Below are 24,700 nucleotides of genomic sequence, written 5' to 3'. Positions count from 1 at the left end.
GGTCCCGGGTCAGCCGCGGCCGATGGCGTCGCGCACCGCGTCGTCGGTGCGCGCCACCACGGCCGACCCGTCGTCGGCGGTGATGATCGGGCGCTGGATCAGCTTGGGGTGCTCGACCAGCGCCGCGATCCACTGCTCGCGGGACGCCTCGTCCCGCGCCCAGTCCTTGAGCCCGAGCTCCTTCGCCGCGGCCTCCTGGGTGCGGGTGACGTCCCACGGCTCCAGCCCGAGCCGGTCGAGCACCTCCGTGATCTCGGCCGCGGAGGGCACGTCCTCCAGATAGCGCCGCACGGTGTACGAGGCGCCCTCGGCGTCGAGGAGGGTGAGGGCGCTGCGGCACTTGGAACAGGCGGGATTGATCCAGATCTCCATGGCGCAACCGTACCGCCGGAACAGCCCCGGAATGCCGTCTGGCCAGCGGCGATTGTCAGTGCCGGACCGTAGAATGAACACTAGTTCGGGATGGTCCCGCCACCGCAACGGGAGGTTGTCGATGGCCGTATCCAGACTCATGAGGAAGCCCGTTCAAGCAGGGCACAGCGCCCAGTACACCCAGTACGCACCCCTGGCGAAGCGGCCCCTGCCGGCCGGCCGCCCGCGCGAGTGGTACGTGACGCACAACCGTCGGCTGAAGGCGATGCGGCTGGCGATAGCCCTGCTGGACTCGGGGGTGTACCACCCGGCGACGGCGGACAACGCGCGGATCCGCTCGACGGCGGACGAGCTCGACATCCACCCCCCGTCGGACACCACCTGCCGGATGGTCAGGGCACTGATCCGCTACGGCCGCTGAGGCGGTCGCCCGCGGGGTCCCGGTGGTCGGGGCCCCGCGGGGCGCGGTGTCCGCGCGCGGTCGTCGGGTGTCAGTGCGCGATGCCGTCGATCAGCTCGCGCGCGCCCTGGCGCAGCAGGGCCACCGCCACCGAGGTGCCCAGCGTCGCCGGGTCCAGCGGGCCGGCCCACTCGTGCGCGTTCAGCACCCGCTTGCCGTCCGGGGTGAACACCTTCGCCCGCAGGGACAGTTCCCCGCCGCGCTCGGCCGTGGCGTACCCGGCGATGGGCGAGTTGCAGTGCCCCTGGAGCACGTGGAGGAACATCCGCTCCGCGGTCGCCTCCCGGTAGGCGTTCGGGTCGCCCAGCCCGCTCACGACGTCGATGGTCTCCGTGTCGTCCTGTCGACACTGGAGCGCCAGGATCCCGGCCCCGATCGGCGGGCACATCGTCTCCACCGACAGGACCTCGCTGATCACGTCCGGGCGCCCGATGCGCTCCAGCCCGGAGACGGCGAGCAGCAGCGCGTCCGCGTCCCCCGCCGCCAGCTTCTCCAGCCGGCGGTTCGCGTTGCCCCGCATCGGGACGCACTCCAACTCCGGGTGGGAGGCGGCGAGCTGGGCGATCCGGCGCACGGAGGAGGTGCCGATGCGGGTGCCGGGCGGCAGCTCGTCCAGGGTCAGCCCGTCGGGGTGCACCAGCGCGTCCCGGATGTCGTCCCGCGCCAGGAAGGCGGCGAAGGTGGTGCCGGCCGGCAGCGGACGGTCCGCGGGCACGTCCTTCACGCAGTGCACCGCCAGATCGGCCTCCCCGGCCAGCAGCGCCGCGTCCACCTCCTTGGTGAAGGCGCCCTTGCCGCCCAGCTTGGCGAGGTCGCCCATCCACCGGTCGCCGGAGGTCGTGACCGGCACGACCTCCGTACGGATCTCCGGCCGCAGCGCGGCGAGTTCGGTACGGACGCGCTCCACCTGGGCGAGGGCCATCGGGGACGAGCGGGTGACGATGCGGATCAGCTCGGGAACGGACATGGCGAACACCCTAGGGGGTCGAACGCCGCGGACCGCGCTTCGGCCACCGCGTGGCACACGGCACAGCCGTACGGCCGAGGGACGCCTCAGCGCCCCTTGTGCGCACCGCCGTTCACGTGCAGCACCTGCCCGGTGACGTGCCGGGCGGCGGGGGAGGCGAGGAAGGCGACCGCCCCGGCGATGTCCGCGGGCGTCCCCGCCCGCCCGGTCGCGGTCGCCGCCACCAGCGCGTCGCGCCGCGCGTCGGCCAGCTTGTCCCGGAAGAACTCGGTCTCGACGGTGTAGCCGGGCGACACCACGTTGGCCGTGACGCCGCGCGCCCCCAGCTCCCCGGCCAGGCTCGCGTTCCACGCCACGAGCCCCGCCTTGGCCGCCCCGTACGAACCGGCGCCCTGGTCGGCGGCGATCGAACCGATGCTGACCACCGAGCCGCCCTCGACGAGCCGCTGCTCCACCGCCTTGGTGGTGAGCGCCGCACTCACCAGGTTGGCGTCCAGGTTGGCGTGGAAGTCCCGGGCGTACGCGGCGAGGTCCGACGCCCCGTCGGCGTCGAAGTCGGTGTTCCCGCCCGCGTTGTTCACCAGGACGTCGATCCGTTCCGGCAGTTGCTCCACCAGCCGCTCCAGGCGCGCCGGGTCGACGTGGTCGCACTCCAGCGCCATCACGCGGGCCGCTTTGCCCGGCCTGTCCGTGATGTCCAGAACCGCCTCGGCCAACACCCCGGAACGGCGGCCGGTGATGACGATCGTGCCGCCCTCCTCGGTCGCGGCGAAGTGGTGCGCGAGGGCGCGGCCGATGCCCGTACCGCCGCCGGTGATCAGGATGGTGCGTGACATATGCTGGTCTCCCTAGTCGTTCAGGCCTAAATTCAGGTCTAAACATAACCCGGGTGAGAGGCACCGTGGCAAGCGAAATTCCCCCGACGCAGGCATCGGCCCAGGACATCGCGGACGCCTGGGCACGGGAACTCCCCGACGTCCCGGTCTCCTCGATCGGCGTCGTGACCCCCCTGTGGCAACTGGCCAAGCTCTTCGGCGACGACCGCCGCCGGGTCCTCACGGGCGCCGGGGTGGACCCCGCCACCCTCGACCTCCTCAGCGTCCTGCGCCGCGCCGGCGCCCCGTACACCCTGACCACCCGCGAACTCAGCCGCCGCGCCCTGGTCACCGCGGGCGCGATCTCCCAACGCGTCGCCCGCGCCGAATCCGACGGCCTGGTCACCCGCACCCGCCCCCAGGGCCGCCCCCGCACGGTGGACGTGACCCTCACCCCCGCGGGCCACGCCCTGGTCGAAGCCACGGTGGGCCGCGTCCTCACCCGCGAATCGGACTTGCTGGCCGCCCTCCCACCCGCCCAACAGACCCACCTCGCGGAACTCCTGACGGCGCTGCTGCGCGGGGTCCAACAGACGGTGGGCGACACCCGTGTGACGCAGGTGGGCGACGAGTCGTGAGGAAACGGCCCTTCGGCCGCGCACGACCGCGTTTCGGCCGAAGGGCCGTGAGCGCCGGACGCCCGCCCCGTACGTCCCCGACGATGTCGACAAGGCATCGAAGCGACAGGAGGGCACATGGGCAAGCAGGTCACATGCCGATCGACGAAGACGGTGAGCGGCAAGCCCTGTCAGAACCCGGCGATGGTCGGCTACTCCCGCTGTCAGCTCCACCGGGGAGAGTGGACGCCGCGCCAGAAGAGGAAGACGAAGAAGCGCTGACCGAACCGGTGCGCGGGGGGCATTGTCGTAGGGCGGCACTACGGTGCCGCCATGTCACGCGAACCCTCCACGGCCACGGGCTCCCCGATCCCTTCGGAGCCCCGGCCGCCCCAGGACGGCGACTGGGACCGCCAACTCGCCGCCGCCTTCGCCGTCCTGCTCGGCCGCCCCCTCGGGGAGTACGACCCCGACGCGACGTACGCCGCCTGCGTCGCAGGCAATCTGCTGTACGAGGTCGGCTTCCGGCGCGACCCCGCCTGGGTGCGCCCCGAAGCGCTGCGCGGCGCCGAACCCGTCGTCTGGGACTGCGCCCTGTTCGACGACGCCGAACGGTCCCCGCTCTTCGACGCCAGCGGATCGATCTTCGACTTCTCGACGGCCGATGACACGAGCCCGGCGCTCCCCGCGGACTTCGCCGCCGCCCTCGGCTCCGCCTGCTTCGCCCGGATCCTGATCCGGGGCGCCGACCTCGCCCCGCTGGTGGCGCAGTACGGCATCGACCTCGCTGCCCCGGCCCACGCCGACACCTGGACCGTGTTCGTCGCCCGCCTCGCTTCCGACGGCACGCTCCCGGACGCCCTCCGCACTGCCCTGGCCACCGGCCGCACCCCCGAGGACCTGATCCCCTTCACGGCGGAGCCCGACGAAGAGTGGGCGGACGCCCTGGCATCCATCACCCACCCCGAACTCCGCGCCCACCTCGGCTACTTCTGCACCGACGGCGAAGAGGGCCTGATGCCCCTCGGCGCCGACGCCACGGCCTGCGGCCTGGAGGACGAGGGCTGCGCCCCGATCGCGGCCTGGGAGGATGGTCACGGCCAAGTCGACATAGCCATTCTCCAGCTGAGCCCTCTGGTCGCCGGCCCGCACCCGTCGTCCACCTGACCGTGTGAACGTCTGACCGCACGGCTGAGGGCCGCCGCCTCCCGAAGGAGGCGGCGGCCCTCAGATCTGGGCGCGGACGAGTCCGGCGTCGCGGCTTAGATGTCGAAGTACAGCTCGAACTCGTGCGGGTGCGGGCGGAGCTGGATCGGGGCGATTTCGTTCGTGCGCTTGTAGTCGATCCAGGTCTCGATCAGGTCCGAGGTGAAGACGCCGCCCGCCTGCAGGTACTCGTTGTCCGCCTCCAGGGCGTCGAGGACCGCGGGGAGGGAGGTCGGGACCTGGGGGACGCTCGCGTGCTCCTCGGGGGCCAGCTCGTAGAGGTCCTTGTCGATCGGCTCGGCCGGCTCGATCTTGTTCTTGACGCCGTCGATGCCCGCGAGGAGGAGGGCCGCGAAGGCCAGGTACGGGTTGGAGGACGGGTCGGGGGCGCGGAACTCGACGCGCTTGGCCTTCGGGTTGGAGCCGGTGATCGGGATGCGCATCGCGGCGGAACGGTTGCGCTGCGAGTAGACCAGGTTCACCGGGGCCTCGAAGCCGGGGACCAGACGGTGGTAGGAGTTCACCGTCGGGTTGGTGAAGGCGAGCAGCGACGGGGCGTGCTTGAGGATGCCGCCGATGTAGTAGCGGGCGGTGTCCGAGAGGCCGGCGTAGCCCTGCTCGTCGTAGAAGAGGGGGACGCCGCCCTGCCAGAGGGACTGGTGGACGTGCATGCCCGAGCCGTTGTCGCCGAAGATCGGCTTCGGCATGAAGGTCGCGGTCTTGCCGTTGCGCCAGGCGACGTTCTTCACGATGTACTTGAAGAGCATCAGGTCGTCGGCGGCGGCGAGGAGGGTGTTGAACTTGTAGTTGATCTCCGCCTGGCCGGCCGTGCCCACCTCGTGGTGCTGGCGCTCGACCTGGAGGCCCGCCTTGTCCAGCTCCAGGGAGATCTCGGCGCGCAGGTCGGCGAAGTGGTCCACCGGCGGGGCGGGGAAGTAACCGCCCTTGTAGCGGACCTTGTAGCCGCGGTTGTCCTCGACCGCACCGGTGTTCCAGGCGCCGGCCTCGGAGTCGATGTGGTAGAAGCCCTCGTTCGCGGAGGTGTTGAAGCGCACCGAGTCGAAGACGTAGAACTCGGCCTCGGGGCCGAAGTACGCGGTGTCCGCGATGCCGGTGGAGGCGAGGTACGTCTCCGCCTTCTTGGCGATGTTGCGCGGGTCGCGGCTGTACTGCTCGCCCGTGATCGGGTCGTGGATGAAGAAGTTGATGTTGACCGTCTTGTCGCGGCGGAACGGGTCGACCCGGGCCGTCGAGAGGTCGGCGCGCAGCGCCATGTCGGACTCGTGGATCGCCTGGAAGCCACGGATCGACGAGCCGTCGAAGGCCAGCTCCTCGGCCGGGTCGAACGCATGCGCCGGGATGGTGAAGTGCTGCATCACGCCCGGGAGGTCGCAGAAGCGGACGTCGATGAACTTGACGTCCTCGTCTGCGATGAACTTCTTCGCGTCGTCGGCGTTCTGGAACATCCAACTCCTCCTACTCCCGACCCGGAGGGGCGGGGTGGTAGCTCGTCCGTGCGGCCAGTGCGGTGGCACACGCAGGTCCCGACCATAGGCAGGAGGCATTTCTCCAGCATGACCCGATTGTTTCGCCCGCGTTAACCGGGCCGGTCGTCGGGTTGCGTACGTCACCCCAGCGGTCGCCCCCCACGGCCGTTCCCGCGGCCCGGGCCCAGTACCGTGGACGGGTGGACGTGGACAAGAGGCAAGCAGTCGGATCGTGGCTCTCCGGGCCCCGCGCGGCGGCCGAGGACATGGGCGTCGACTTCGGTCACCGGGGCAAGCGGCTCGGTCTGCCGGAGGAGGGGCCGGGCGCCATCGCGCCCACGGGGCGGCGCCTCGGCGCCATCTTCGTGGACTGGGGGCTCTGCTTCCTGATCGCGAACGCGTTCTTCAGCAGCGGCGCGCCCCAGACCACGGCGAACATCGCGGTCGGCATCCTGTTCGTGGTGAACGCCCTCGCCGTCGGGACCCTCGGTTTCACCCCCGGCAAGCGGCTCTTCAAGCTCCGGGTCGTCTCCGTCGACGGCGGACGGCTCGGCTTCGGCCGGGTCCTGCTGCGCACCGCGCTGCTCTGTCTGGCGCTGCCCGCCCTGATCTGGGACCGCGACGGCCGCGGACTGCACGACCGGTTCGCCAAGGCCGTACAGGTACGGCTCTGAGGGCGTAGGCGCCAACCTTACGCACAGCGAGAGTCAACCGCACGCACAGCGAGAGGGGCGGCCCGGATTCGATCCGGGCCGCCCCTCTCCACGTCACGCGCAGTCGGCTGCGGAAGGCTTTCCCGACAGGTCCGACGGACCCGGTCGGTCAGCGCATCTTCGGGCCGCCGCGCGGCATGCGCATGTTCTTCGGCAGGGGGCCCTTGGGCATCGGCATGTTGCTCATCAGGTCCCCGAGCGCCCGCAGCCGGTCGTTCGTCGCCGTCACCTGCGGGCCCGAGAGCACCCGCGGCAGCTTCAGCATGGTCGTGCGGACCTTCTTCAGCGGGACCTGGCCCTCGTCGTTGCCGACGACGATGTCGTGCACCGGCACGTCCATCGCGATCCGCGCCATCTTCTTCTTCTCGGCCGCGAGCAGCGTCTTCAACCGGTTCGGGTTGCCCTCGGCCACCAGCACGATGCCCGCACGGCCCACGGCGCGGTGCACCACGTCCTGGTTGCGGTTCATCGCGACCGCCGGCGTCGTCGTCCAGCCGCGCCCCACGTTCTGCAGGACCGCGGCAGCCGCACCCGGCTGGCCCTCCATCTGGCCGAAGGCCGCCCGCTCGGCACGGCGTCCGAAGACGATCGCCGCGGCGAGGAGGGCGAACAAGAAGCCCAGGATGCCCAGGTAGATCGGGAAGCCGATGAGGTAGCCGAAGCCGAGGAAGACACCGAAGGTGACGACTCCCACGGCGGCGATGATCAGACCGACCTTCGGGTCGGCCTTGCGCGTCATCTTGTACGTCAGGGCGATCTGTTTCAGTCGCCCGGGGTTCGCAGCAGCGTCAGTGCTGTCTGTTTTTGCCTTCCTCGCCATAAACCGAAGTTTACGTGGCCCGGGGCGCGCGGTCCGCCACGGCCTCCAGTACGTGCAGCGCCTCGACGCGGTCCTTGGCCCGGCGGCGGTCCGCCAGCACGGCCGACCAGGCGTTGCGGCGCGCGGTGCGCTGCCCGCGGCCCAGCAGCAGCGACTCGACGGCGCGTAGGGCGCCGGTCACGGAGGGGAGGGCGGTGGAGCGCTCCGGAAGTGCCTGCATTGGGGGTGGCCCCCTTCGGGGAGGGAGGGCGGCCGTGGCCGCTGCGGACCCGGGCGGGCCGCAAAAGTAGGGTTACCCGTCGGTGTTACCAGCGCGTGACCGGGTGGTCAAACGGTGATGAAACCCTGACGTGGTGCCCGGAAAACACCGACGCGGCCCGTACGCCGCCCCGACCTGCGGGGAGCGTCCGGACCGCACCGTCCGCCTCATTACCGGGCGGTAGTTGCTTGTGCTCGAATTCACATGGTGCTGGTCCGCGCTGCCTCGCGGCGCGGGCTCACACCACCGGGAGCTGGGCGCGGTCGCCGGTCACCCGGCGCTCCATCGCCTGCTGGTACAGCCGACCGGCCCGGTACGACGAACGCACCAGCGGGCCGGACATCACGCCGGAGAAGCCGATCTGCTCGGCCTCCTCCTTCAGCTCCACGAACTCCTGCGGCTTCACCCAGCGCTCGACGGGGTGGTGGCGCACCGTCGGCCGCAGGTACTGCGTGATCGTGATCAGCTCGCAGCCCGCGTCGTGCATCTGCCGCAGCGCGTCGGTGATCTCGGCGCGGTCCTCTCCCAGCCCCAGGATCAGGTTCGACTTGGTGACCAGCCCCACCTCGCGGGCGCGGGTGATCACCTCCAGCGAGCGGTCGTAGCGGAAGCCGGGGCGGATGCGCTTGAAGACCCGCGGCACGGTCTCCACGTTGTGCGCGAAGACCTCGGGGCGGGAGCTGAAGACCTCAGCCAGCGCTTCGGGCGCCGCGTTGAAGTCGGGAGCCAGCAGCTCGACCTTGGTCCGGCCGTCGGCGCGGTCCGCCGTCTGGGCGTGGATCTGGCGCACCGTCTCCGCGTACAGCCAGGCGCCGCCGTCCGGCAGGTCGTCACGGGCGACGCCGGTGATCGTGGCGTAGTTCAGGTCCATGGTGACCACGGACTCGCCGACCCGACGGGGCTCGTCGCGGTCCAGGGCCTCGGGCTTGCCCGTGTCGATCAGACAGAAGTCACAGCGCCGGGTGCACTGGTCACCGCCGATGAGGAACGTCGCCTCGCGGTCCTCCCAGCACTCGAAGATGTTGGGACAGCCGGCCTCCTGGCACACCGTGTGCAGCCCCTCGCTTTTGACGAGCTTCTGCATCTTGGTGTACTCGGGGCCCATCTTCGCCCGGGTCTTGATCCACTCGGGCTTGCGCTCGATGGGGGTCTGGGCGTTCCGGACCTCCAGGCGCAGCATCTTGCGTCCGTCGGGTGCGACAGCGGACACGTGGTGCCCCTTTCTGCGTGGCGCTGCATTGCGTTGCGACGCGCACGGCTTTGCGGCATTCGAATCAGCGGCGCACACCAGGGTACGCCCGTCGTTTGTACGGCCCTGTGTCATCCCAACCCGGTCACACACAGGCACATTCCCCCGAACGGCCCGTGACCGCGGCACCGAGGGAATGCGGTGCGGCTCACAGCGTTGCACGCCGTGCTCGCACAGCGTTCAGACCGCGGTCTCGACCTCCCTCGGTCGTGGCTCCGCGCCCTCCAGCACCTCCCGCAGGTGCTTCTCCACCACCGGGAGCACGTCCGCGATGGTGAGGTCCGTGCCCGACTCGTCCGCCAGCGAGGCGACGCCCGCGTCCCGGATGCCGCACGGCACGATCCGGTCGAACCAGGTGGTGTCCGGGTTCACGTTCAGCGAGAAGCCGTGCATGGAGACGCCCTTGGCGATGCGGATGCCGATGGCAGCCAGCTTGCGGTCCTCGCGCCGCTGGCCCGCGTTCGACGGGGCGTACTCGGGGCCGTTCAGCCGCGGGTCGAACTCGTCGTCCGTGAGCCTCGGGTCGAACTCCAGCGAGAGCCCGCCCGGCGACGGCCGCTGCTCCACCGGGTCGCCCAGCACCCACACCCCGCTGCGGCCCTCGATCCGGCTGGTCGCCACGCCGAACTCGGCGCAGGCGCGGATCAGCGCCTCCTCCAGCCGGCGCACGTGCGCCACCACGTCCACCGGGCGCGGCAGCTTCAGGATCGGATAGCCCACGAGCTGGCCGGGGCCGTGCCAGGTGATCTTGCCGCCGCGGTCCACGTCGACGACGGGGGTGCCGTCCAGGGGGCGCTCGCTGTCCTCGGTGCGCCGGCCGGCCGTGTACACCGGCGGGTGTTCCAACAGCAGACAGGTGTCCGGGACCTCGTCCGCGAACCGGGCGGCGTGCACCTCGCGCTGCTTCTGCCACGCCTCCACGTACTCGACCGCCTCGTCGCCGAAGCCCAGCCGGACGAACCGCAGCTCACCCACGGCACTGCCTCCCTCGAACCGTCCACTCGCGCTGCCGCGCCTGCTGCACCTCCGCCACTGTACGGCGGTCGGCCGAACCGGGCGGGCGGCGGCCCTTCCCGTCAGCGCCGGCCCCCATCCTCACACGATCGGATGAAGCTGCGTCGAACCCCGTCGGCGGGCCTGGAGGGGCCGCTAAATTCGCGCCGTTCCATGAGGGCTGCGACCGGCCCGGAAGGCAGGAGACCGCACAGCTGATGACGGAACGACCCCCGCAGCGCACGCCCAACCGCCAGCTCGCCTCGCTGATCGCCGAGGCCGGATTCTCCAATGCGGGACTCGCCCGCAGAGTGGACCAGCTCGGGCAGGAGCACGGGCTGGACCTGCGGTACGACAAGACCTCCGTGACGCGTTGGCTGCGCGGCCAGCAGCCGCGCGGCACGACCCCCGCGCTCATCGCCGAGGTGTTCACCAGACGCCTGGGCCGACGCCTGTCGGCCCAGGACCTCGGCCTCGACGCCTGCGCCCCCGTGTACGCGGGGCTGGAGTTCGCCGCCACGCCGGAGGAGGCCGTCGACATCGTCGGCGGTCTGTGGCGCAAGGACTCCGGCAGCCACGCCGAACTGCGCAAGATCGCCTTCACCCCGGCCGGGCTCGTCGTGCCCAGCCGGGACTGGCTGATCGGGCGGGCCGACGAACGCGTCAGCCGTGGCGAGGGAGCCCAAGCGAGCCGCGCCGAGGCGCCGGCGACCGGACTGCGGGTGCCCCACCAGGGCGGCCCGGCCGTCGCCGTGCCCCGCCAGCGCGGCATCGACCGCAGTACGGACCGCGGCCCCGGGCAGCGGGTCTCCAGCGGCGACATCGCCGCCCTGCGCTCGGTCGGGGAGCTGTTCCGCTCCATCGACGACGCGTACGGCGGCGGCCACGCCCGCCAGGCCCTCGTGCGCTACCTGGAGCACGAGGCCGAGCCGATGCTGCGCGGCACCTACGGCGAGGTCACCGGGCGCCGGCTGTTCGGCGCCGTCGCCGACCTGACCCGGCTCGCCGGCTGGACGTCGTACGACATCGCCGCGCACGGGCTCGCCCAGCGCTACTTCGTCCAGGCGCTGCGGCTGGCGCAGGCGGCGGGGGACCGGGCGTACGGCAGTTACGTGCTGGTCACCATGAGCCGTCAGGCGGTCTATCTCGGGCACGGGCGGGAGGCCGTGCAGCTCACCCGGGTCGCCCAGCAGGGCCTCGGGCCGTCCGCGCCGCCGGTCGTGCAGTCGCTGCTGCACTCGGTGGAGGCCCGTGGGCACGGCGTGCTCGGCGAGGCCCGCGCCTGCACCGCCTCCCTCATGCGGGCCGAGCGCGCGCTGGAGTCGGCGCGGCCGGGCGACGAGGTGCCGCACTGGGCGCGCTTCTTCGACGAGGCACAGCTCGCGGACGAGTTCGGGCACTGCTACCGCGACCTCCAGCAGTACCGGGCCGCGGTGCAGCACGCCGAACGCTCCCTCCAACTGCGCCCGCACTCCCTCGCCCGCAGCCGCCTCTTCTGCCGGGTGGTGCTCGCCACCGCCCGGCTCGGCCTCGGCGAACTCGACCAGGCGTGCGCGCTGGGCGCGGAGGCGGCCCTCCAGGCGTCCGAGATGCGCTCGGCCCGGGCGCAGGAGTACGTGCGCGACTTCGAGCGCCGTCTGGAGCCCTACCGGGACGCGGCGGCCGTCCGCACCTACCGCGAGCGCATCGCGGCGATGGGGTGACCCGTCGCGCGGCACCGGGCACGCCCCAGGGCGTGCCCGCACGGCCGCGCTCGCACGCGCCCCGCTCCGTCGTCACCGGTGCGGGGCGACCTCCTGGGAGCTGCGCCCTACGCCGCGGCGCTCAGCCCGGCACCGGCCGGTGCCGCGCCGCCGGCGAAGTCGCGGAGGACCTCGTCGGCCACTCTGCGGGCGGAGTGCAGCGCGCCCTGCACGGTGCTGGTGTCCCGGTGGTCACCGCACACGTACAGGCCCGCCAGCACCCGCACCGGGCGCCGCAGGTCGTGCCCGGCGGGCATCGCGGGGACCGCCTCGGGCGCGTGGTGGACGGCGAGCAGTTCCCAGTCGTCCGTGGGGACGCCGTAGAGCCGGGACAACTGCTCCCGGACCGTGCGGTCCAGGTCCGGCGGGGGAGCGCCGAGCACCGTCGAGGTGATCAGGGCGCGGTCGCCGGGGGCGCGCACGGGATCGACCTCGCTCATCACCGCGGTGTGCGCGACCGGGCCGCTGCGGTCCGCGTCGAGGACCAGCGACGGGCCCGTCGGGGGTGGCTCGGGCGCCGCGTGGTGCACCACCGTCACCGGGTGGAACGGGGGTATTCGCAGGCCCGGCAGGAGCTCGGCGGCCTCCCGCGCGCCGGTGGCCAGTACCAGCGCGCGACAGCTCAACTCCCCGTACTCCTCGGTGCTGACCCGGTCGATCGACGCGTCCTTGACCCGTACGCCCGTCAGGACCGTGCCGGTCGGCAGCCCGTCGGCGAGCAGTCGGGGCAGGGTCGCGGCGCCGCCCTGCGGCACGCACGTCCGCCCGCGGGCGAAGCCGTGCAGGGCGAGGTCGGCGCACCGGCTGGACGTCGTCAGCTCCGGGTCGGACAGCAGGGCGGCGAGCAGGGGGCGCAGGAAGCCGCCCACCGTGCGGGACGGGAGGCCGCGGGCGGCGAGCGCCGCGGCTGCCGTGCGTTCGGGGCGGGCGGCGATGCGGTCGGGCGCGGTGCCCGCGAGCCGGGTCAGGAAGGCGCCGAGCCGGGCCTCGTCGAGCGGGCGGGGGGCGCTCGCCAGGGCGCGCGCCACGGTGAACGCCCCCTCGAAGGCGCCTTCCCCGGCCGCCGCGGCGCTCCGGCGCAGCGTGACCTCGCCCGTACGGTGCAGGCGTCCGTCGCGGTGGACGAGTGCGCCCGGCGCGAAGGGGCGCAGGGGCAGCCCCGCGAGGCCCGGCGTGCGGTGCAGCTCGGGCTGCGCGGTGTTGAGCAACTGGCCGACGCGGTCCAGCAGGAAGCCGTCGACCTCGTCGGTGGCCATCCGGCCGCCCGGCTCGGGTCCGGCTTCCAGCACGGAGACGCTGACGCCCGCCTCCGTGAGCAGCCGGGCCGTCGCGAGCCCGGCGACGCCGGCTCCGACGATGATGACGTCCGCGTGGTCCGCGTCGTGAGCGGTGCTGATGAGCACGTGCCCCTCCCCGAGGTCGGCAACGCTGGTGGGGGGCGCCGGGCCACGGACTGCCGGGCTCCCACAGGGTCATGCCCCCAACGGGCGCGGTGAATACCGCGGTGGGGAGGGCGGGTGCGGAGGCGTGGCCGATCTGCGCTGCGGGCGCGGGTGGTGCGTGCGGGTGGTGCGGCTCTGCCGACGCGCCCCCTCTGCCGTGCGACGCCCTCCGCCAGGGCACCGCGGCCCTGCCCGCGCAGGCCCGCGCCTGGTGCTTCTGACGTGTCCGCGGCTTCCCTGCGGTGCGTTGGTCCCTGCGGGCCGTCTGTGGCTTGTCGCGCAGTTCCCCGCGCTCCTGACGTGTCCGCCGTTTCCCTGCGGGAGCGTTGGTCTCTGCACCTCGGTGGTGGGTTGCTCGCGCAGTTCCCCGCGCCCCTTATCACCCACGTCCTTCGGGCGTAGGGGCACCGGGGCAACCGGCCGTAGACAAGTCGCAGTGAGGCACCGAGGGAGGCGAAACAGGGGCGCGGGGAACTGCGCGACAAGCCACCCACCGGGCCGCAGGGACGAACACACCGCAGGGAAACGGCGAGTACGTCAGGGGCGCGGGGAACTGCGCGAGTGGCCCGACACCGGGGGCAGAGACCAGCACCCCGCAGGGAAAGCGCGGGGGCGGCTACGCGGAGTCGGCCAGCGCCGCTGCGATCGCCGCGTCGATGCCGGGGAAGGCGAACGAGAAGCCCGACTCCAGGAGCTTCGTCGGGACCGCGCGCTGGCTCGCGAGGACGTCGTCGGCCATGTCGCCGAGGGCGATCCGCAGGGCGAACGCGGGGACGGCGAAGACCGCGGGGCGCCGTACGGCCCGCGCCATGGCCGCGGTGATCTCCCGGTTCGGCAGCGGGTCGGGCGCCGTGAGGTTCACCGGCCCGGTCAAGGAGGGGGTGTCGATGATGTGCCGCAGCGCCGCGACCTCGTCGTGCAGCGCGATGAAGCTCCAGTACTGCCGGCCGTCGCCCAGCCGGCCCCCGAGGCCCGCCTTGAAGAGGGGGAACATCCGGCCCCACGCCCCGCCGCGCCGGGACACCACCAGACCGGTGCGGGCGTGCACCGTACGGATGCCGGCCTCCTCCGCCGCCGCGGCGGCCTCCTCCCACTCCACGCAGACTTTCGGCAGAAAACCGTCGCCCGGCGGGGCGCTCTCGTCCACCGCGCGGTCGCCGGTGTCGCCGTAGAACCCCACCGCGCTGCCGCACAGCAGCACCTGCGGCGGGGTGTCCAGGCCGGCCACGGCCTCCGCGAGCGCGGCGGTGCCCAGCACCCGGCTGTCGCGGATCTCCTTGCGGTACGCCGCCGTCCAGCGGTGGTCGCCGACGCCGGCGCCCGCGAGGTTCACCACCGCCTCGCAGCCGACGAGCCCGGCCGTGTCCACATGTTGCCGCTTCGGGTCCCACCGCACCTCGTCCCCGGCGCGGGCGGGACGCCGCACCAGGCGCACCACCTCGTGCCCGTCGGAGCGCAGGGAGCGCACGAGCGCCGTACCGATGAGTCCGGTGGAGCCGGAGATCGCGATCCGCATGAAATCCATCCTGCCCGGACGGTCCGCCGTGGCACAGTTACCCGCATGCCCGAGTCGCTTGCATCTGCCACCCATCACGTCCGGCCCGCCCGCGCGACCGACGACGACGCGCTCGCCGCGCTGGACGGGGACACCTGGTCCCCGCTGCACGCCGTGACGCCGCGGAAGGCGCCGCCGTACGGCCCCTTCTTCCACGAGCGGAACGCGCCCGAGGACGTCCTGGTGGCGCAGGACGGCGAGCCGGGCGGGGCGGACGGGGCGGTGCTCGGCTACGTCAAGCTGGTGTCGCCGACGCCGCTGCCCTGCAACCAGCACGTGCGCCAGATCCAGGGGCTCGCGGTGGCCCGGGCGGCCCGCGGCCGGGGCGTCGGGCGGGCGCTGGTGCGCGCCGCCTGCGAGGAGGCCCGCCGGCAGGGCGCGGTGCGGATCACGCTGCGGGTGCTCGGCCACAACGCGCCGGCGCGCGCCCTGTACGAGGCGGAAGGCTTCGTCGTGGAGGGCGTGCTGCCGGGGGAGTTCCTGCTGGAGGGCGCGTACGTGGACGACGTCTGCATGGGCCGCCCGCTGGACTGAGCCACCGCGTCTCACTCGGGGCCGAAGCGCTCCCACAGCCGGGGGAAGCGGTGCGCCAGCGCCGCGTCGTCGTCGAAGTCGAACGGAGTGCCCACCGGCTCCGAGGTCTGTGGCGCGATCCCCAGCTCCGGCGCCACGACCCCGGTGAGCTGCTCGTATGCCTCGTCCGCCGCGTATCCCAGCGCCTCGCCGTCGCCGTCGACATCTTCGTCGAAGTCGTCCAGCAGCTCGGCGAGCGCGTCCGCGTCGTGCAGCGCGCCCTCGAAGACCTCCCGGCCCTGGCCGATGAGCCAGCAGCGGAAGTAGTCGAAGGCGTCGTCGCTGGCGCCGGCGAGGAGCAGCGCCGCCGCACCCCACAGATCCCAGGTGTACGCGCGGTTGTACCGCGCCTCGAAGTGGCGGGCGAAGTCCAGCACGGAGTCCGGGTCGAGCTGGAGCAGCCGCTCGACGAGCAGGTCGGCGTGGTCCTCCGGGTCGCCTTCGGCGGCCTCGCGGGTGCTGTCGACGATCTCCCAGAACTCCGTCTCGTCCATCACGCGTCCAGCATCGTGGCTGGCGCGACCGGGCGCACGCGGAGCCCGGAAAAAGCCGGACAGCAGGTGTCCGGAATCCGTGCGACGGTCGTTGCCATGACGACGAGCCACATCCGAGGAACGACGCCCACCGGACCGCTGACGGGGAAGGTCGCCCTGGTCGCGGGCGCCACCCGGGGCGCCGGGCGGGCCATCGCGGTCCAGCTGGGGGCCGCGGGCGCGGTCGTGTACGCCACCGGGCGCACCACCCGCGAGCGGGTCAGCGAGCTGGGCCGGGCGACCGAGACCATCGAGGAGACCGCCGAGCTGGTCACCGCGGCCGGCGGCGAGGGCGTCGCGGTGCCCACCGACCACCTGGTGCCCGAGCAGGTGCGTGCGCTGGTCGCCCGGATCGAGCGCGACCACGGCCGGCTCGACGTCCTCGTCAACGACGTCTGGGGCGGCAACCCCCTGCTCGACTTCGACACCCGGATGTGGGACGTCGACCTGGAGCGCGGGCTGCGGATGATCGACCTGGGGGTGCGCACCCACATCGTCACCAGCAGCATCGCACTGCCCCTGCTGGTGCGGCGGTCGGGCGGGCTGCTGATCGAGGTCACCGACGGCACCGCGGAGACCAACCGCGAACCGCGCGAGAACTTCTACTACGACCTCGCCAAGAACGCCCCGATCCGGATGGCGTACACCCTCGGCGCGGAGCTGCGGCCCCTCGGCTGCACGGCCGTCGCGGTCACCCCGGGCTTCCTGCGCTCCGAGGAGATGCTGGACGGCTTCGGGCTCACCGAGGAGACCTGGCGGGACGGCATCGGGGAGCAGCAGCCGCACTGGGCGCTGTCCGAGTCGCCGCTGTACGTCGCGCGGGGCGTCGCCGCGCTCGCCGCCGACCCCGACCGGGCGCGCTGGAACGGCCGGTCGCTCGACAGCGGGCAACTGGCGCGGGAGTACGGCGTCACGGACGCGGACGGCAGCCGGCCCGACGTGTGGGGCTTCATGCTCGCCGAGAAGGCGGGCGGACGACCGCGGCTCGCCGACTACCGGTAGCGGGCCGCCGTCCGCTCGGCCGCCGCGGCGAAGGTCGCCCGCAGCTCCGCCGGCGCCAGCACCTCGACGTCCGGCCCCAACGCCATGAGCTGGGCGTACGCCACCTCGTGCGACTCCACGGGCAGCGTCACCGTCCGTTCGCCCGCGGCGTCCGGCCCCTCCGCGGCGGCCAGGGCGTCCCGGGCCGCGGCCCGGTCGGTCACGAACGGCAGCCGGCGCGCGCCCTCCTCGGTGACCCGGAGCACGACCTGGGTGCGCAGGATGGAGCGGGCGAACTGGGCGGCCCGCTCGGCCCAGAAGGCGGGCAGGTCGAAGTCCGGGTCGCGCTCGAAGTACGCGTCCGCCGCGTCGTCCACGTCCCGCAGACCGCCGCCCGCACCGCTGCCCGTACCGCCGTCGTCCGGGCCGTCGAGGACGACCGGTTCGACCGCGGAGAACCGGTCGATCCGGTACACCCGGTACGTGCCGTCGACCCGGGCGCACAGGTACCAGACGCCCGCCTTCAGCACGAGCCCGTACGGCTCCAACAGCCGCTCCACCCGCTCGCCCCGCCGGTTGCCGTACTCCGCCCGCACCCGGCGGTCGTCCCACACCGCCTCCGCGATCCGCGCCAGCATCGGCGGCGTCCGCGGCTCGTGGTACCAGCCGGGGGCGTCCAGGTGGAAGCGCTGGGCCGCGCTCGCCGACGCGTCCGCGAGCGAGGGCAGCAGCGCGGCGGAGACCTTCAACCGGGCCGCGGACGCGGCGTCCGCCAGCCCCATCTCGCGCAGCGCGCCGGGCAGTCCGGACAGGAACAGGGCCTCCGCCTCGCTGCGGCCGAGGCCGGTCAGCCGGGTGCGGTAGCCGCCGATGAGCCGATAGCCGCCCGCCCGGCCCCGGTCCGCGTACACCGGGACGCCCGCCTCCGACAGGGCCACGGCGTCCCGGGTGACCGTCCGCTCCGAGACCTCCAACTCACGGGCCAGCTCCGCCCCCGTCATCGACGGCCTGGACTGGAGCAGCAGCACCATCTTGATCAGCCGGGCAGCGCGCATCCCCCCATCATGCCCCCGCCCGCGTGGCCACTACACCAAGGGCTCCTGGAGTTCGGTCACCCACCCGTCGAGGTCGGCGGGGCACTCCAGGGTCACCTCGCGCGCATAACCGGCAGAACGGTGGCCGTACGCGTCGATCCAGCGCGCCAGGGCCTGCGAGGCGGGGACGACGCCGTCCATCGAGCCGCGGTGCACGATCGTCGCCGCCGACCGCAGCGCCGGGAGCACGGCCAGCTGCACCCCGCTGTCCGGGGCGGGCAGGGACTCCCGCGTCACCCGCACCGCCGCGTGCACCAGGACCGCGCCGCCGCCGTCGGGGGAGTCCTCGTAGTACGCGATGCCGGGCCCGGCCGGCGAGACGCCCGCCGCCGCGAGCCGCCCGAACAGCTCGTCGTACAGCGGCTGGATGACGGGGCCGACGTGCTCGGGGCCGTAACTCGCCGCCGTGGCGGTCAGCTCGGCGACCCGCACGGCCGGGACGGGCTTCACCACGACCTCGTCGACCGGCAGCCGGCCCTCGTCCTCGATCGACCGCAGCCGTGCCTCGACCCCCGCGAGCCGTACCGCCGCCGCGGCCATCGCCTCCTCCAGCTCGGCGCGGCGCACCACCAGCATCCGGCGCAGCTCCTCCGCGCCCACGTCCTCGCCGAGGATGCGGCGCACCTCCTGGAGCGTGAAGCCCAGGTCCTTCAGGGCGACGATCCGGTTGAGCGCGGCGAGCTGGTGCGCCGCGTAGTGCCGGTAGCCGGTGGCCGGGTCGGTGCGCTCGGGCCGCAGCAGCCCGATGGCGTCGTAGTGCCGCAGCATCCGCGCGGACACCCGGCCGTGGCGGGCGAAGTCTCCGATGGTGAACATGGCTCCCTCGAAACGCGGAACGCACGGATCGCCGGACCCGTGCCCTCCCTTGAGCAGCTTCGTGGTCCACCCAAGCATTTTTCGGGGGTGCCGCGCCCGCGCGGGGCGCCCGGACACGGCATCACCCCCGGGCGGTGGTGCGAGCCGTCCGGGGGTGATCTTCGGGAGCGTCAGAGCCCGTAGCGCTCCCGGGCCTCCTTCACCGCCGCCGCGGGGACCTCGCCCCGCCGCGCCAGCTGCGCCAGCGCCGCCACGGTGATCGACTGCGCGTCCACGCCGAAGTGCCGGCGCGCCGCGTCCCGGGTGTCCGACAGGCCGAAGCCGTCGGTGCCCAGGGACGACCAGTCCTGCTCGACCCACTGGCTGATCTGGTCCGGCACCTGCCGCATCCAGTCGCTGACCGCGAGCACCGGGCCCGGTGCGCCGCTGAGGGCCTGGCGCACGTACGGGGTGCGGTCCTCGCCGCGCAGCAGGGCCTCGTCCGCCGCGAGGGCGTCGCGCCGCAGCTCGCCCCAGGAGGTCGCGGACCACACGTCGGCCGTGACGCCCCAGTCGGCGGCGAGCAGCTGCTGCGCCTCCAGCGCCCAGTGGATCGCCGTGCCGGAGGCCAGGAGCTGGATCCGGGGGGCCTCCGGGCGGGCGGCCTCCCCCTCCTTGAAGCGGTACAGGCCGCGCAGGATGCCCTCCTCGACGCCCTCGGGCATCGCGGGCTGCTGCTTGGGCTCGTTGTAGACCGTCAGGTAGTAGAAGACGTCCTCGGCGTCCGGACCGTACATCCGGCGCAGGCCGTCCTTGACGATGACCGCGATCTCGTACGCGAACGCCGGGTCGTAGTTGAGCGACGCCGGGTTCGTGGCCGCGATCAGGTGGGAGTGGCCGTCCGCGTGCTGGAGGCCCTCGCCCGTCAGGGTGGTGCGGCCCGCGGTGGCGCCCACGATGAAGCCCTTGCCGAGCTGGTCGGCGAGCTGCCACATCTGGTCGCCGGTCCGCTGCCAGCCGAACATCGAGTAGAAGATGTAGAACGGGATCATCGGCTCGCCGTGCGTCGCGTACGACGTGGAGGCGGCGATGAAGTCCGCCATGGAGCCGGCCTCGGTGATCCCCTCGTTGAGGATCTGGCCGTCCTTGGCTTCCTTGTAGTACATCAGCTGGTCGCGGTCGACCGGCTCGTACGTCTGGCCCAGCGGCGAGTAGATGCCGGCGGACGGGAAGAGCGACTCCATGCCGAAGGTCCGGGCCTCGTCGGGCACGATCGGCACCCAGCGGCGGCCGGTCTCCTTGTCCCGCATCAGGTCCTTCACCAGGCGGACGAAGGCCATGGTGGTGGCCATCTCCTGGTTGCCCGAACCCTTCTGGAGGGCCTTGAAGCCGCGCTCCTCCGGCTCGGGCAGGGCGACGGCCACCACCCGGCGTGCGGGGGCCGGGCCGCCGAGGGCCGCGCGCCGCTCCTGGAGGTAGCGCAGCTCGGGGGAGTCGGCGCCCGGGTGGGCGTACGGCACCACGCCGTCGTCGAAGGCGCTGTCCGGGATCGGCAGTTCGAGCAGGTCGCGCATGCCCTTGAACTCGTCGATGGAGAGCTTCTTCATCTGGTGGTTCGCGTTCTTCGACGCGAAGCCCTTGCCGAGGGTGTGGCCCTTGACGGTCTGCGCCAGGATCACGGTCGGCGCGCCCTTGTGGGCGAGGGCCGCGCGGTAGGCCGCGTACACCTTGCGGGCCTCGTGGCCGCCGCGGGAGGTGTAGAAGCACTCGGCGATCTTCGCGTCCGTGAGCACCTTCGCCAGCTCGACGAGCGCGGGCTCGGCGCCGAAGAAGTGCTCGCGGATGTAGGCGACGTCCCGGGTGGCGTACGTCTGGAACTGGGCGTCCGGCACCTCGCGCAGCCGGCGGACCAGCGCGCCCTGGGTGTCGAGCGCGAACAGCTCGTCCCAGGCGGAGCCCCACAGCGACTTGACGACGTTCCAGCCGGCGCCGCGGAACTGGGCCTCCAGCTCCTGCACGATCTTGAAGTTGGCGCGGACCGGGCCGTCGAGGCGCTGGAGGTTGCAGTTGATGACGAACGTCAGGTTGTCCAGCTGCTCGCGGGCCGCGAGCGCGATGGCCGCGGTCGACTCGGGCTCGTCCATCTCGCCGTCGCCGAGGAACGCCCAGACGTGGGAGCCGGAGGTGTCCTTGATCGAGCGGTTGTGCAGATAGCGGTTGAAGCGCGCCTGGTAGATCGCGGAGAGCGGGCCGAGGCCCATGGAGACCGTGGGGAACTCCCACAGCCAGGGCAGCCGGCGCGGGTGCGGGTACGACGGCAGACCGGCGCCGCCCGCCTCCTGGCGGAAGTTGTCCAGGTGGGCCTCGGTGAGGCGGCCGTCGAGGAAGGCGCGGGCGTAGATGCCGGGCGAGGCGTGGCCCTGGATGTAGAGCTGGTCGCCGCTCCCGTCGCCCTCCTTCCCGTGGAAGAAGTGGTTGAAGCCGGTCTCGTACAGCCAGGCCGCGGAGGCGAAGGTGGCGATGTGGCCGCCGACGCCGTACCGGGCGCCGCGGGTCACCATGGCGGCGGCGTTCCAGCGGTTCCAGGCGGTGATCCGGGACTCCATCGCCTCGTCGCCGTCGAAGGCGGGCTCGGCGCTGGTGGGGATGGTGTTGACGTAGTCCGTCTCCAGGAGCCGGGGCACGGGGACGCCGGCCCGCTCGGCGTGCTGGAGGGTGCGGCGCATCAGGTACGAGGCCCGGTGCGGGCCCGCGTGCTGGGTGACGGCGTCCAGGGAGGCCGCCCATTCGGCGGTCTCCTCGCTGTCACGATCCGGGAGCTGGTCGAGCTCGCTCGGAAGCTTGCCTGCGGGGTCGGTCATGTCGCCGCCTTCCGGACTGGAGGGGGGTGGAGATGGTGGGAGGCAGGTGGTACTGGGTGGTACGGGTGTCTGCCGGGGGGTGCCTTGTCTGGCAGGACAGGGCGTGGGGGCGTCGTGCCCCCAGCGACTGTAAGCCTCTGATCGATGATCGATCAAAGTGCTAGGAGGTAAAACTTCTCCGAAGGGCGAAATTGGCATTCCGTGCCTCGAAATGGGGCACGCAGTGCCCTCAAAAAGGGCGCAAAACACCCCGGATGAAAGGGCGAAGGCTCAGGTGAGCAAGGGGCTTCGGGGTGGCGGCGGTGCGGGTGGTGCGGGAGCGTTACGGGGCGGAGCGCTCGGGCGCGGGAGCGCAGCCCAGGACATGCGCCTTCACCAGGGGGCCGATCTCCGGATCGTGCCTGAGGAAGGCGTCGACGAGGGCCTGGTGCTCCTCCGCGTACGACTGCTGGACCGTGCCCAGCCAGCGGATGGAGAGCGCCGTGAACACCTCGATGCCCAGCCCCTCCCAGGTGTGCAGCAGGACGTTGTTGCCCGCGGCCCGGACCAGCTCGCGGTGGAAGGCGACCGTGTGGCGGACCTGGCCCGCGGGGTCGCCGACGCGGTCCGCCTCGTACAGCGCGGCGACGTGCGGGGTGAGCACCGAGCAGTCCACGGAGAGCCGCTCGGCCGCGAGTTCGGCCGCGATCTGCTCCAGACCGGCCCGGACCGGATAGCTCTCCTCCAGGTCCGCCGCGGTGAGGTTGCGCACCCGCACGCCCTTGTTGGGCGCGGACTCGATCAGCCGCAGGCTCTCCAGCTCGCGCAGGGCCTCGCGGACCGGGGTCTGGGAGACCTGGAGCTCCGTGGCGATGCCGCGCTCCACGATCCGCTCGCCGGGCTTCCACCGCCCGCTGACGATCCCCTCCACGATGTGCTCGCGGATCTGCTCCCGGAGCGAGTGGACGACGGGCGGGGTCATGGGAGCTCCCGGGGGGACGCGGACGAGGTGCACGGGGTGCCAAGTATCGCTGCCGAAGGTGTGCGGGAAGAGTCCGCGACCGGACACGCAGCGGGACGGCCCCAGGTCACAGGGGTGGCTTCCATGCCGGCGGCCGACGCCGGACCGTCCGCGGCCCGGAAGCGGCCGATGGCCTTCCGCCCCTGGTCGGGCGGGGTGCGGGCGCCGTCGACGGGGGCGCGCGGCTACCGATCGGTACGCCCGGGACGGCCGCGCGGCGACGCCACGCGGCGGAGGCGAACGTACTCGGGGCGTAATGCAATTCATACGGGTGAGTGTCACCACAAGGCCCCGGCGGCGGCTTCCAGGGGGGTGTTCGCCGCCGAACGGGCCAGCGCCCCCGGCCGGAGGGCCGGGGGCGCTGGTGGGTGCTGCTCGGGTGCGATCCTCGCGGGCCGCGTTCTTACAGGCCGAGCTCGACCTCGAACTCACCGGCCTCCAGGATCGCCTTGACGGCGCTCAGGTAGCGGGCGGCGTCGGCGCCGTCCACCAGGCGGTGGTCGTACGAGAGCGACAGGTACACCATGTCGCGGACGCCGATGACGGTGCCCTCGGCGGTCTCGATGACGGCCGGGCGCTTCACCGTGGCGCCGATGCCCAGGATGGCGGCCTGGGTCGGCGGCACGATGACGGTGTCGAAGAGCGCACCGCGCGAACCGGTGTTGCTGATGGTGAAGGTGGCGCCGGCCAGGTCGTCCGGACGGATCTTGTTGGTGCGCACGGCACCGGCGAGCTCCGCGGTCTTCTTGGCGATGCCGGCGATGTTCAGGTCGCCCGCGCCCTTGATGACCGGGGTCATCAGCCCCTTCTCGGAGTCCACGGCGATGCCGATGTTCTCCGTGTCGAAGTAGGTGATGGTCCCTTCGTCCTCGTTGATCCGGGCGTTGACGATCGGGTGGGCCTTCAGCGCCTGGGCCGCCGCCTTCACGAAGAACGGCATCGGGGAGAGCTTGACGCCCTCGCGGGCGGCGAAGCCGTCCTTGGCCTGGTTGCGCAGCCGCATCAGCTTGGTGACGTCGACCTCGACGACCGAGGTCAGCTGGGCCTGGCTGTGCAGCGCCTTCATCATGTTGTCGCCGATGAGCTTGCGCATCCGGGTCATCTTGACGGTCTGACCGCGCAGCGGGGAGACCTCAAGCGCCGGGGCCTTCGCAGCGGCCGGCGCCGGAGCGGCGGCAGCGGCGGGGGCCGGGGCAGCGGCGGCGCGGGCGGCCTCGGCCGCGGCCACGACGTCCTGCTTGCGGATGCGGCCACCGACGCCGGTGCCCTTGACCGCGGACAGGTCCACGCCGTTCTCGGCGGCGAGCTTGCGGACCAGCGGGGTCACGTAGGCGTCACCGGCCGCGGGGGCGGCCGGAGCAGCCGGAGCCACCGGAGCAGCCGCGGGGGCCGGCGCGGGCGCGGGAGCCGCGGGAGCGGGCGCAGCGGCGGGGGCCGGAGCAGCCGGGGCGGCGGGCGCGGCCGGAGCGGCACCGGCGGCGCCGATCACCGCCAGCTTGGCGCCGACCTCGGCGGTCTCGTCCTCGCCGACCACGATCTCCAGCAGCACGCCGGCGGCCGGCGCGGGGATCTCGGTGTCGACCTTGTCGGTCGAGACCTCCAGCAGCGGCTCGTCCTCCACGACCGACTCGCCGACCTGCTTCAGCCAGCGGGTGACGGTGCCCTCGGTGACGCTCTCACCGAGCGCCGGCAGGACGACGTCCGTACCGGCGGCGCCGCCGGCCGGAGCCGCGGCGGGCTGCTCGGCCACCGGGGCGGGGGCCGCGGGGGCCTCGGCCACGGGAGCCGGAGCGGCGGCGGGCGCGGGGGTCGGCTCGGCGGCCGGGGCGGGCGCCGGAGCGGCCTCGGCGGCGGGCGCCGGGGCAGCGGCGGGCGCGCCCGTGCCGTCGTCGATGATGGCCAGCTCGGCGCCGACCTCGACGGTCTCGTCCTCGGCGACCTTGATGGAGGCCAGTACGCCGGCGGCCGGCGCGGGGATCTCGGTGTCGACCTTGTCGGTCGAGACTTCCAGCAAGGGCTCGTCTGCCTCGACGCGCTCACCCTCGGCCTTCAGCCAGCGGGTGACGGTGCCCTCGGTGACGCTCTCACCGAGCGCCGGAAGGGTTACGGAAACCGGCATGGTTTCTGTTGCTCCTAACGAATGTGCGGGGAAGTGGTCGTCGTCTG

The 24,700-nt window shown here is 72.9% G+C and carries 24 protein-coding genes; 8 read left to right on the top strand and 16 right to left on the bottom strand.

The annotated features are described in order from the left end of the window. Nucleotides 1-9: 9 nt before the first annotated feature. Nucleotides 10-372, bottom strand: a complete 363-nt coding sequence (locus AB0E05_RS20480; RefSeq protein WP_361965378.1) for an arsenate reductase family protein — start codon at nucleotides 370-372, stop codon at nucleotides 10-12. Nucleotides 373-493: 121 nt separating this feature from the next. Between AB0E05_RS20480 and AB0E05_RS20475 the strand changes: the two genes are divergently transcribed. Beyond that, a complete protein-coding gene (locus tag AB0E05_RS20475; RefSeq protein ID WP_361965376.1) occupies nucleotides 494-793 on the top strand; it encodes a hypothetical protein in 300 nt (99 codons plus the stop codon). Nucleotides 794-863: 70 nt separating this feature from the next. On the opposite strand, the gene hemC is transcribed toward AB0E05_RS20475, so the two are convergent. Together hemC and AB0E05_RS20465 are read right to left on the bottom strand one after the other, a co-directional pair. Beyond that, nucleotides 864-1,799, bottom strand: a complete 936-nt coding sequence (hemC, locus tag AB0E05_RS20470; RefSeq protein WP_361965374.1) for a hydroxymethylbilane synthase — start codon at nucleotides 1,797-1,799, stop codon at nucleotides 864-866. A gap of 86 nt (nucleotides 1,800-1,885) precedes the next feature. After that, entirely contained in the window at nucleotides 1,886-2,635 is a 750-nt protein-coding gene (locus tag AB0E05_RS20465; protein WP_361965372.1) for an SDR family oxidoreductase, read from the bottom strand. Between the two features lie 65 nt (nucleotides 2,636-2,700). Between AB0E05_RS20465 and AB0E05_RS20460 the strand changes: the two genes are divergently transcribed. From AB0E05_RS20460 to AB0E05_RS20450, 3 genes are all read left to right on the top strand, one after another. Then, the gene (locus AB0E05_RS20460) at nucleotides 2,701-3,252 is read left to right on the top strand and encodes a MarR family transcriptional regulator (RefSeq protein WP_361965370.1); all 552 of its coding nucleotides are present in this window, start codon (nucleotides 2,701-2,703) and stop codon (nucleotides 3,250-3,252) included. A 117-nt stretch (nucleotides 3,253-3,369) separates the two neighbouring features. Further along, a complete protein-coding gene (locus AB0E05_RS20455) occupies nucleotides 3,370-3,513 on the top strand; it encodes an HGGxSTG domain-containing protein (protein WP_361965368.1) in 144 nt (47 codons plus the stop codon). Between the two features lie 51 nt (nucleotides 3,514-3,564). Continuing rightward, a complete protein-coding gene (locus tag AB0E05_RS20450) occupies nucleotides 3,565-4,398 on the top strand; it encodes a hypothetical protein (RefSeq protein ID WP_361965366.1) in 834 nt (277 codons plus the stop codon). A gap of 95 nt (nucleotides 4,399-4,493) precedes the next feature. On the opposite strand, the gene glnA is transcribed toward AB0E05_RS20450, so the two are convergent. Beyond that, the gene (gene glnA, locus AB0E05_RS20445) at nucleotides 4,494-5,903 is read right to left on the bottom strand and encodes a type I glutamate--ammonia ligase (protein ID WP_361543157.1); all 1,410 of its coding nucleotides are present in this window, start codon (nucleotides 5,901-5,903) and stop codon (nucleotides 4,494-4,496) included. A gap of 227 nt (nucleotides 5,904-6,130) precedes the next feature. Here glnA and AB0E05_RS20440 point away from each other — a divergent pair, with 227 nt between their 5' ends. Further along, complete coding sequence (locus AB0E05_RS20440) at nucleotides 6,131-6,598, top strand: RDD family protein (RefSeq protein WP_361965484.1); 468 nt, start codon at nucleotides 6,131-6,133, stop codon at nucleotides 6,596-6,598. Between the two features lie 148 nt (nucleotides 6,599-6,746). On the opposite strand, the gene AB0E05_RS20435 is transcribed toward AB0E05_RS20440, so the two are convergent. The 4 genes from AB0E05_RS20435 to lipB all read right to left on the bottom strand — a co-directional run bounded on the left by AB0E05_RS20435 (nucleotide 6,747) and on the right by lipB (nucleotide 9,940). Beyond that, the gene (locus tag AB0E05_RS20435; RefSeq protein ID WP_361965363.1) at nucleotides 6,747-7,457 is read right to left on the bottom strand and encodes a DUF4191 domain-containing protein; all 711 of its coding nucleotides are present in this window, start codon (nucleotides 7,455-7,457) and stop codon (nucleotides 6,747-6,749) included. Between the two features lie 10 nt (nucleotides 7,458-7,467). Next, a complete protein-coding gene (locus AB0E05_RS20430) occupies nucleotides 7,468-7,677 on the bottom strand; it encodes a hypothetical protein (protein ID WP_361965360.1) in 210 nt (69 codons plus the stop codon). Nucleotides 7,678-7,954: 277 nt separating this feature from the next. Beyond that, nucleotides 7,955-8,926 (bottom strand): lipoyl synthase, encoded by a 972-nt coding sequence (lipA, locus tag AB0E05_RS20425; RefSeq protein ID WP_361965358.1) that lies wholly within the window; start codon nucleotides 8,924-8,926, stop codon nucleotides 7,955-7,957. 219 nt (nucleotides 8,927-9,145) lie between these two features. Further along, on the bottom strand, nucleotides 9,146-9,940 hold the full coding sequence (lipB, locus tag AB0E05_RS20420) for a lipoyl(octanoyl) transferase LipB (protein WP_361965356.1): 795 nt from the start codon (nucleotides 9,938-9,940) through the stop codon (nucleotides 9,146-9,148). Nucleotides 9,941-10,176: 236 nt separating this feature from the next. Between lipB and AB0E05_RS20415 the strand changes: the two genes are divergently transcribed. After that, a complete protein-coding gene (locus tag AB0E05_RS20415; protein ID WP_361965354.1) occupies nucleotides 10,177-11,661 on the top strand; it encodes a regulator in 1,485 nt (494 codons plus the stop codon). Between the two features lie 107 nt (nucleotides 11,662-11,768). Here the strand turns inward: AB0E05_RS20415 and AB0E05_RS20410 are convergent, their stop codons facing one another. Together AB0E05_RS20410 and AB0E05_RS20405 are read right to left on the bottom strand one after the other, a co-directional pair. After that, nucleotides 11,769-13,103, bottom strand: coding sequence for an NAD(P)/FAD-dependent oxidoreductase (locus tag AB0E05_RS20410; protein ID WP_361965352.1), 1,335 nt, complete (start codon nucleotides 13,101-13,103; stop codon nucleotides 11,769-11,771). 655 nt (nucleotides 13,104-13,758) lie between these two features. Next, the gene (locus AB0E05_RS20405) at nucleotides 13,759-14,667 is read right to left on the bottom strand and encodes a TIGR01777 family oxidoreductase (protein ID WP_361965350.1); all 909 of its coding nucleotides are present in this window, start codon (nucleotides 14,665-14,667) and stop codon (nucleotides 13,759-13,761) included. Nucleotides 14,668-14,703: 36 nt separating this feature from the next. Here AB0E05_RS20405 and AB0E05_RS20400 point away from each other — a divergent pair, with 36 nt between their 5' ends. Beyond that, nucleotides 14,704-15,231, top strand: coding sequence for an N-acetyltransferase (locus tag AB0E05_RS20400; protein ID WP_361965348.1), 528 nt, complete (start codon nucleotides 14,704-14,706; stop codon nucleotides 15,229-15,231). An 11-nt stretch (nucleotides 15,232-15,242) separates the two neighbouring features. Here AB0E05_RS20400 and AB0E05_RS20395 read toward each other — a convergent pair whose 3' ends face one another. Then, nucleotides 15,243-15,764, bottom strand: a complete 522-nt coding sequence (locus AB0E05_RS20395) for a DUF4240 domain-containing protein (RefSeq protein WP_361965482.1) — start codon at nucleotides 15,762-15,764, stop codon at nucleotides 15,243-15,245. A gap of 96 nt (nucleotides 15,765-15,860) precedes the next feature. Here AB0E05_RS20395 and AB0E05_RS20390 point away from each other — a divergent pair, with 96 nt between their 5' ends. Next, on the top strand, nucleotides 15,861-16,805 hold the full coding sequence (locus tag AB0E05_RS20390; RefSeq protein ID WP_361965346.1) for an SDR family oxidoreductase: 945 nt from the start codon (nucleotides 15,861-15,863) through the stop codon (nucleotides 16,803-16,805). Here the strand turns inward: AB0E05_RS20390 and AB0E05_RS20385 are convergent. The 5 genes from AB0E05_RS20385 to sucB all read right to left on the bottom strand — a co-directional run bounded on the left by AB0E05_RS20385 (nucleotide 16,796) and on the right by sucB (nucleotide 24,653). Beyond that, nucleotides 16,796-17,839, bottom strand: coding sequence for a WYL domain-containing protein (locus AB0E05_RS20385; RefSeq protein ID WP_361965344.1), 1,044 nt, complete (start codon nucleotides 17,837-17,839; stop codon nucleotides 16,796-16,798). The genes AB0E05_RS20390 and AB0E05_RS20385 overlap by 10 nt on opposite strands. A 30-nt stretch (nucleotides 17,840-17,869) precedes the next feature. Continuing rightward, nucleotides 17,870-18,694, bottom strand: coding sequence for a MerR family transcriptional regulator (locus AB0E05_RS20380; RefSeq protein ID WP_361965342.1), 825 nt, complete (start codon nucleotides 18,692-18,694; stop codon nucleotides 17,870-17,872). 170 nt (nucleotides 18,695-18,864) lie between these two features. After that, entirely contained in the window at nucleotides 18,865-21,534 is a 2,670-nt protein-coding gene (gene aceE, locus AB0E05_RS20375) for a pyruvate dehydrogenase (acetyl-transferring), homodimeric type (protein WP_361965340.1), read from the bottom strand. A gap of 322 nt (nucleotides 21,535-21,856) precedes the next feature. After that, on the bottom strand, nucleotides 21,857-22,495 hold the full coding sequence (locus tag AB0E05_RS20370; RefSeq protein WP_361965338.1) for a GntR family transcriptional regulator: 639 nt from the start codon (nucleotides 22,493-22,495) through the stop codon (nucleotides 21,857-21,859). 442 nt (nucleotides 22,496-22,937) lie between these two features. Further along, nucleotides 22,938-24,653 carry a 2-oxoglutarate dehydrogenase, E2 component, dihydrolipoamide succinyltransferase gene (sucB, locus tag AB0E05_RS20365; RefSeq protein ID WP_361965336.1) on the bottom strand — a complete coding sequence of 572 codons (1,716 nt, stop codon included), beginning with the start codon at nucleotides 24,651-24,653 and terminating at the stop codon, nucleotides 22,938-22,940. Nucleotides 24,654-24,700: the final 47 nt, after the last annotated feature.

It is taken from the genome of Streptomyces sp. NPDC048057 (assembly GCF_040653095.1).
Classification (GTDB): Bacteria; Actinomycetota; Actinomycetes; order Streptomycetales; family Streptomycetaceae; genus Streptomyces.
This window is presented reverse-complemented; position numbering and strand designations above follow the sequence as displayed.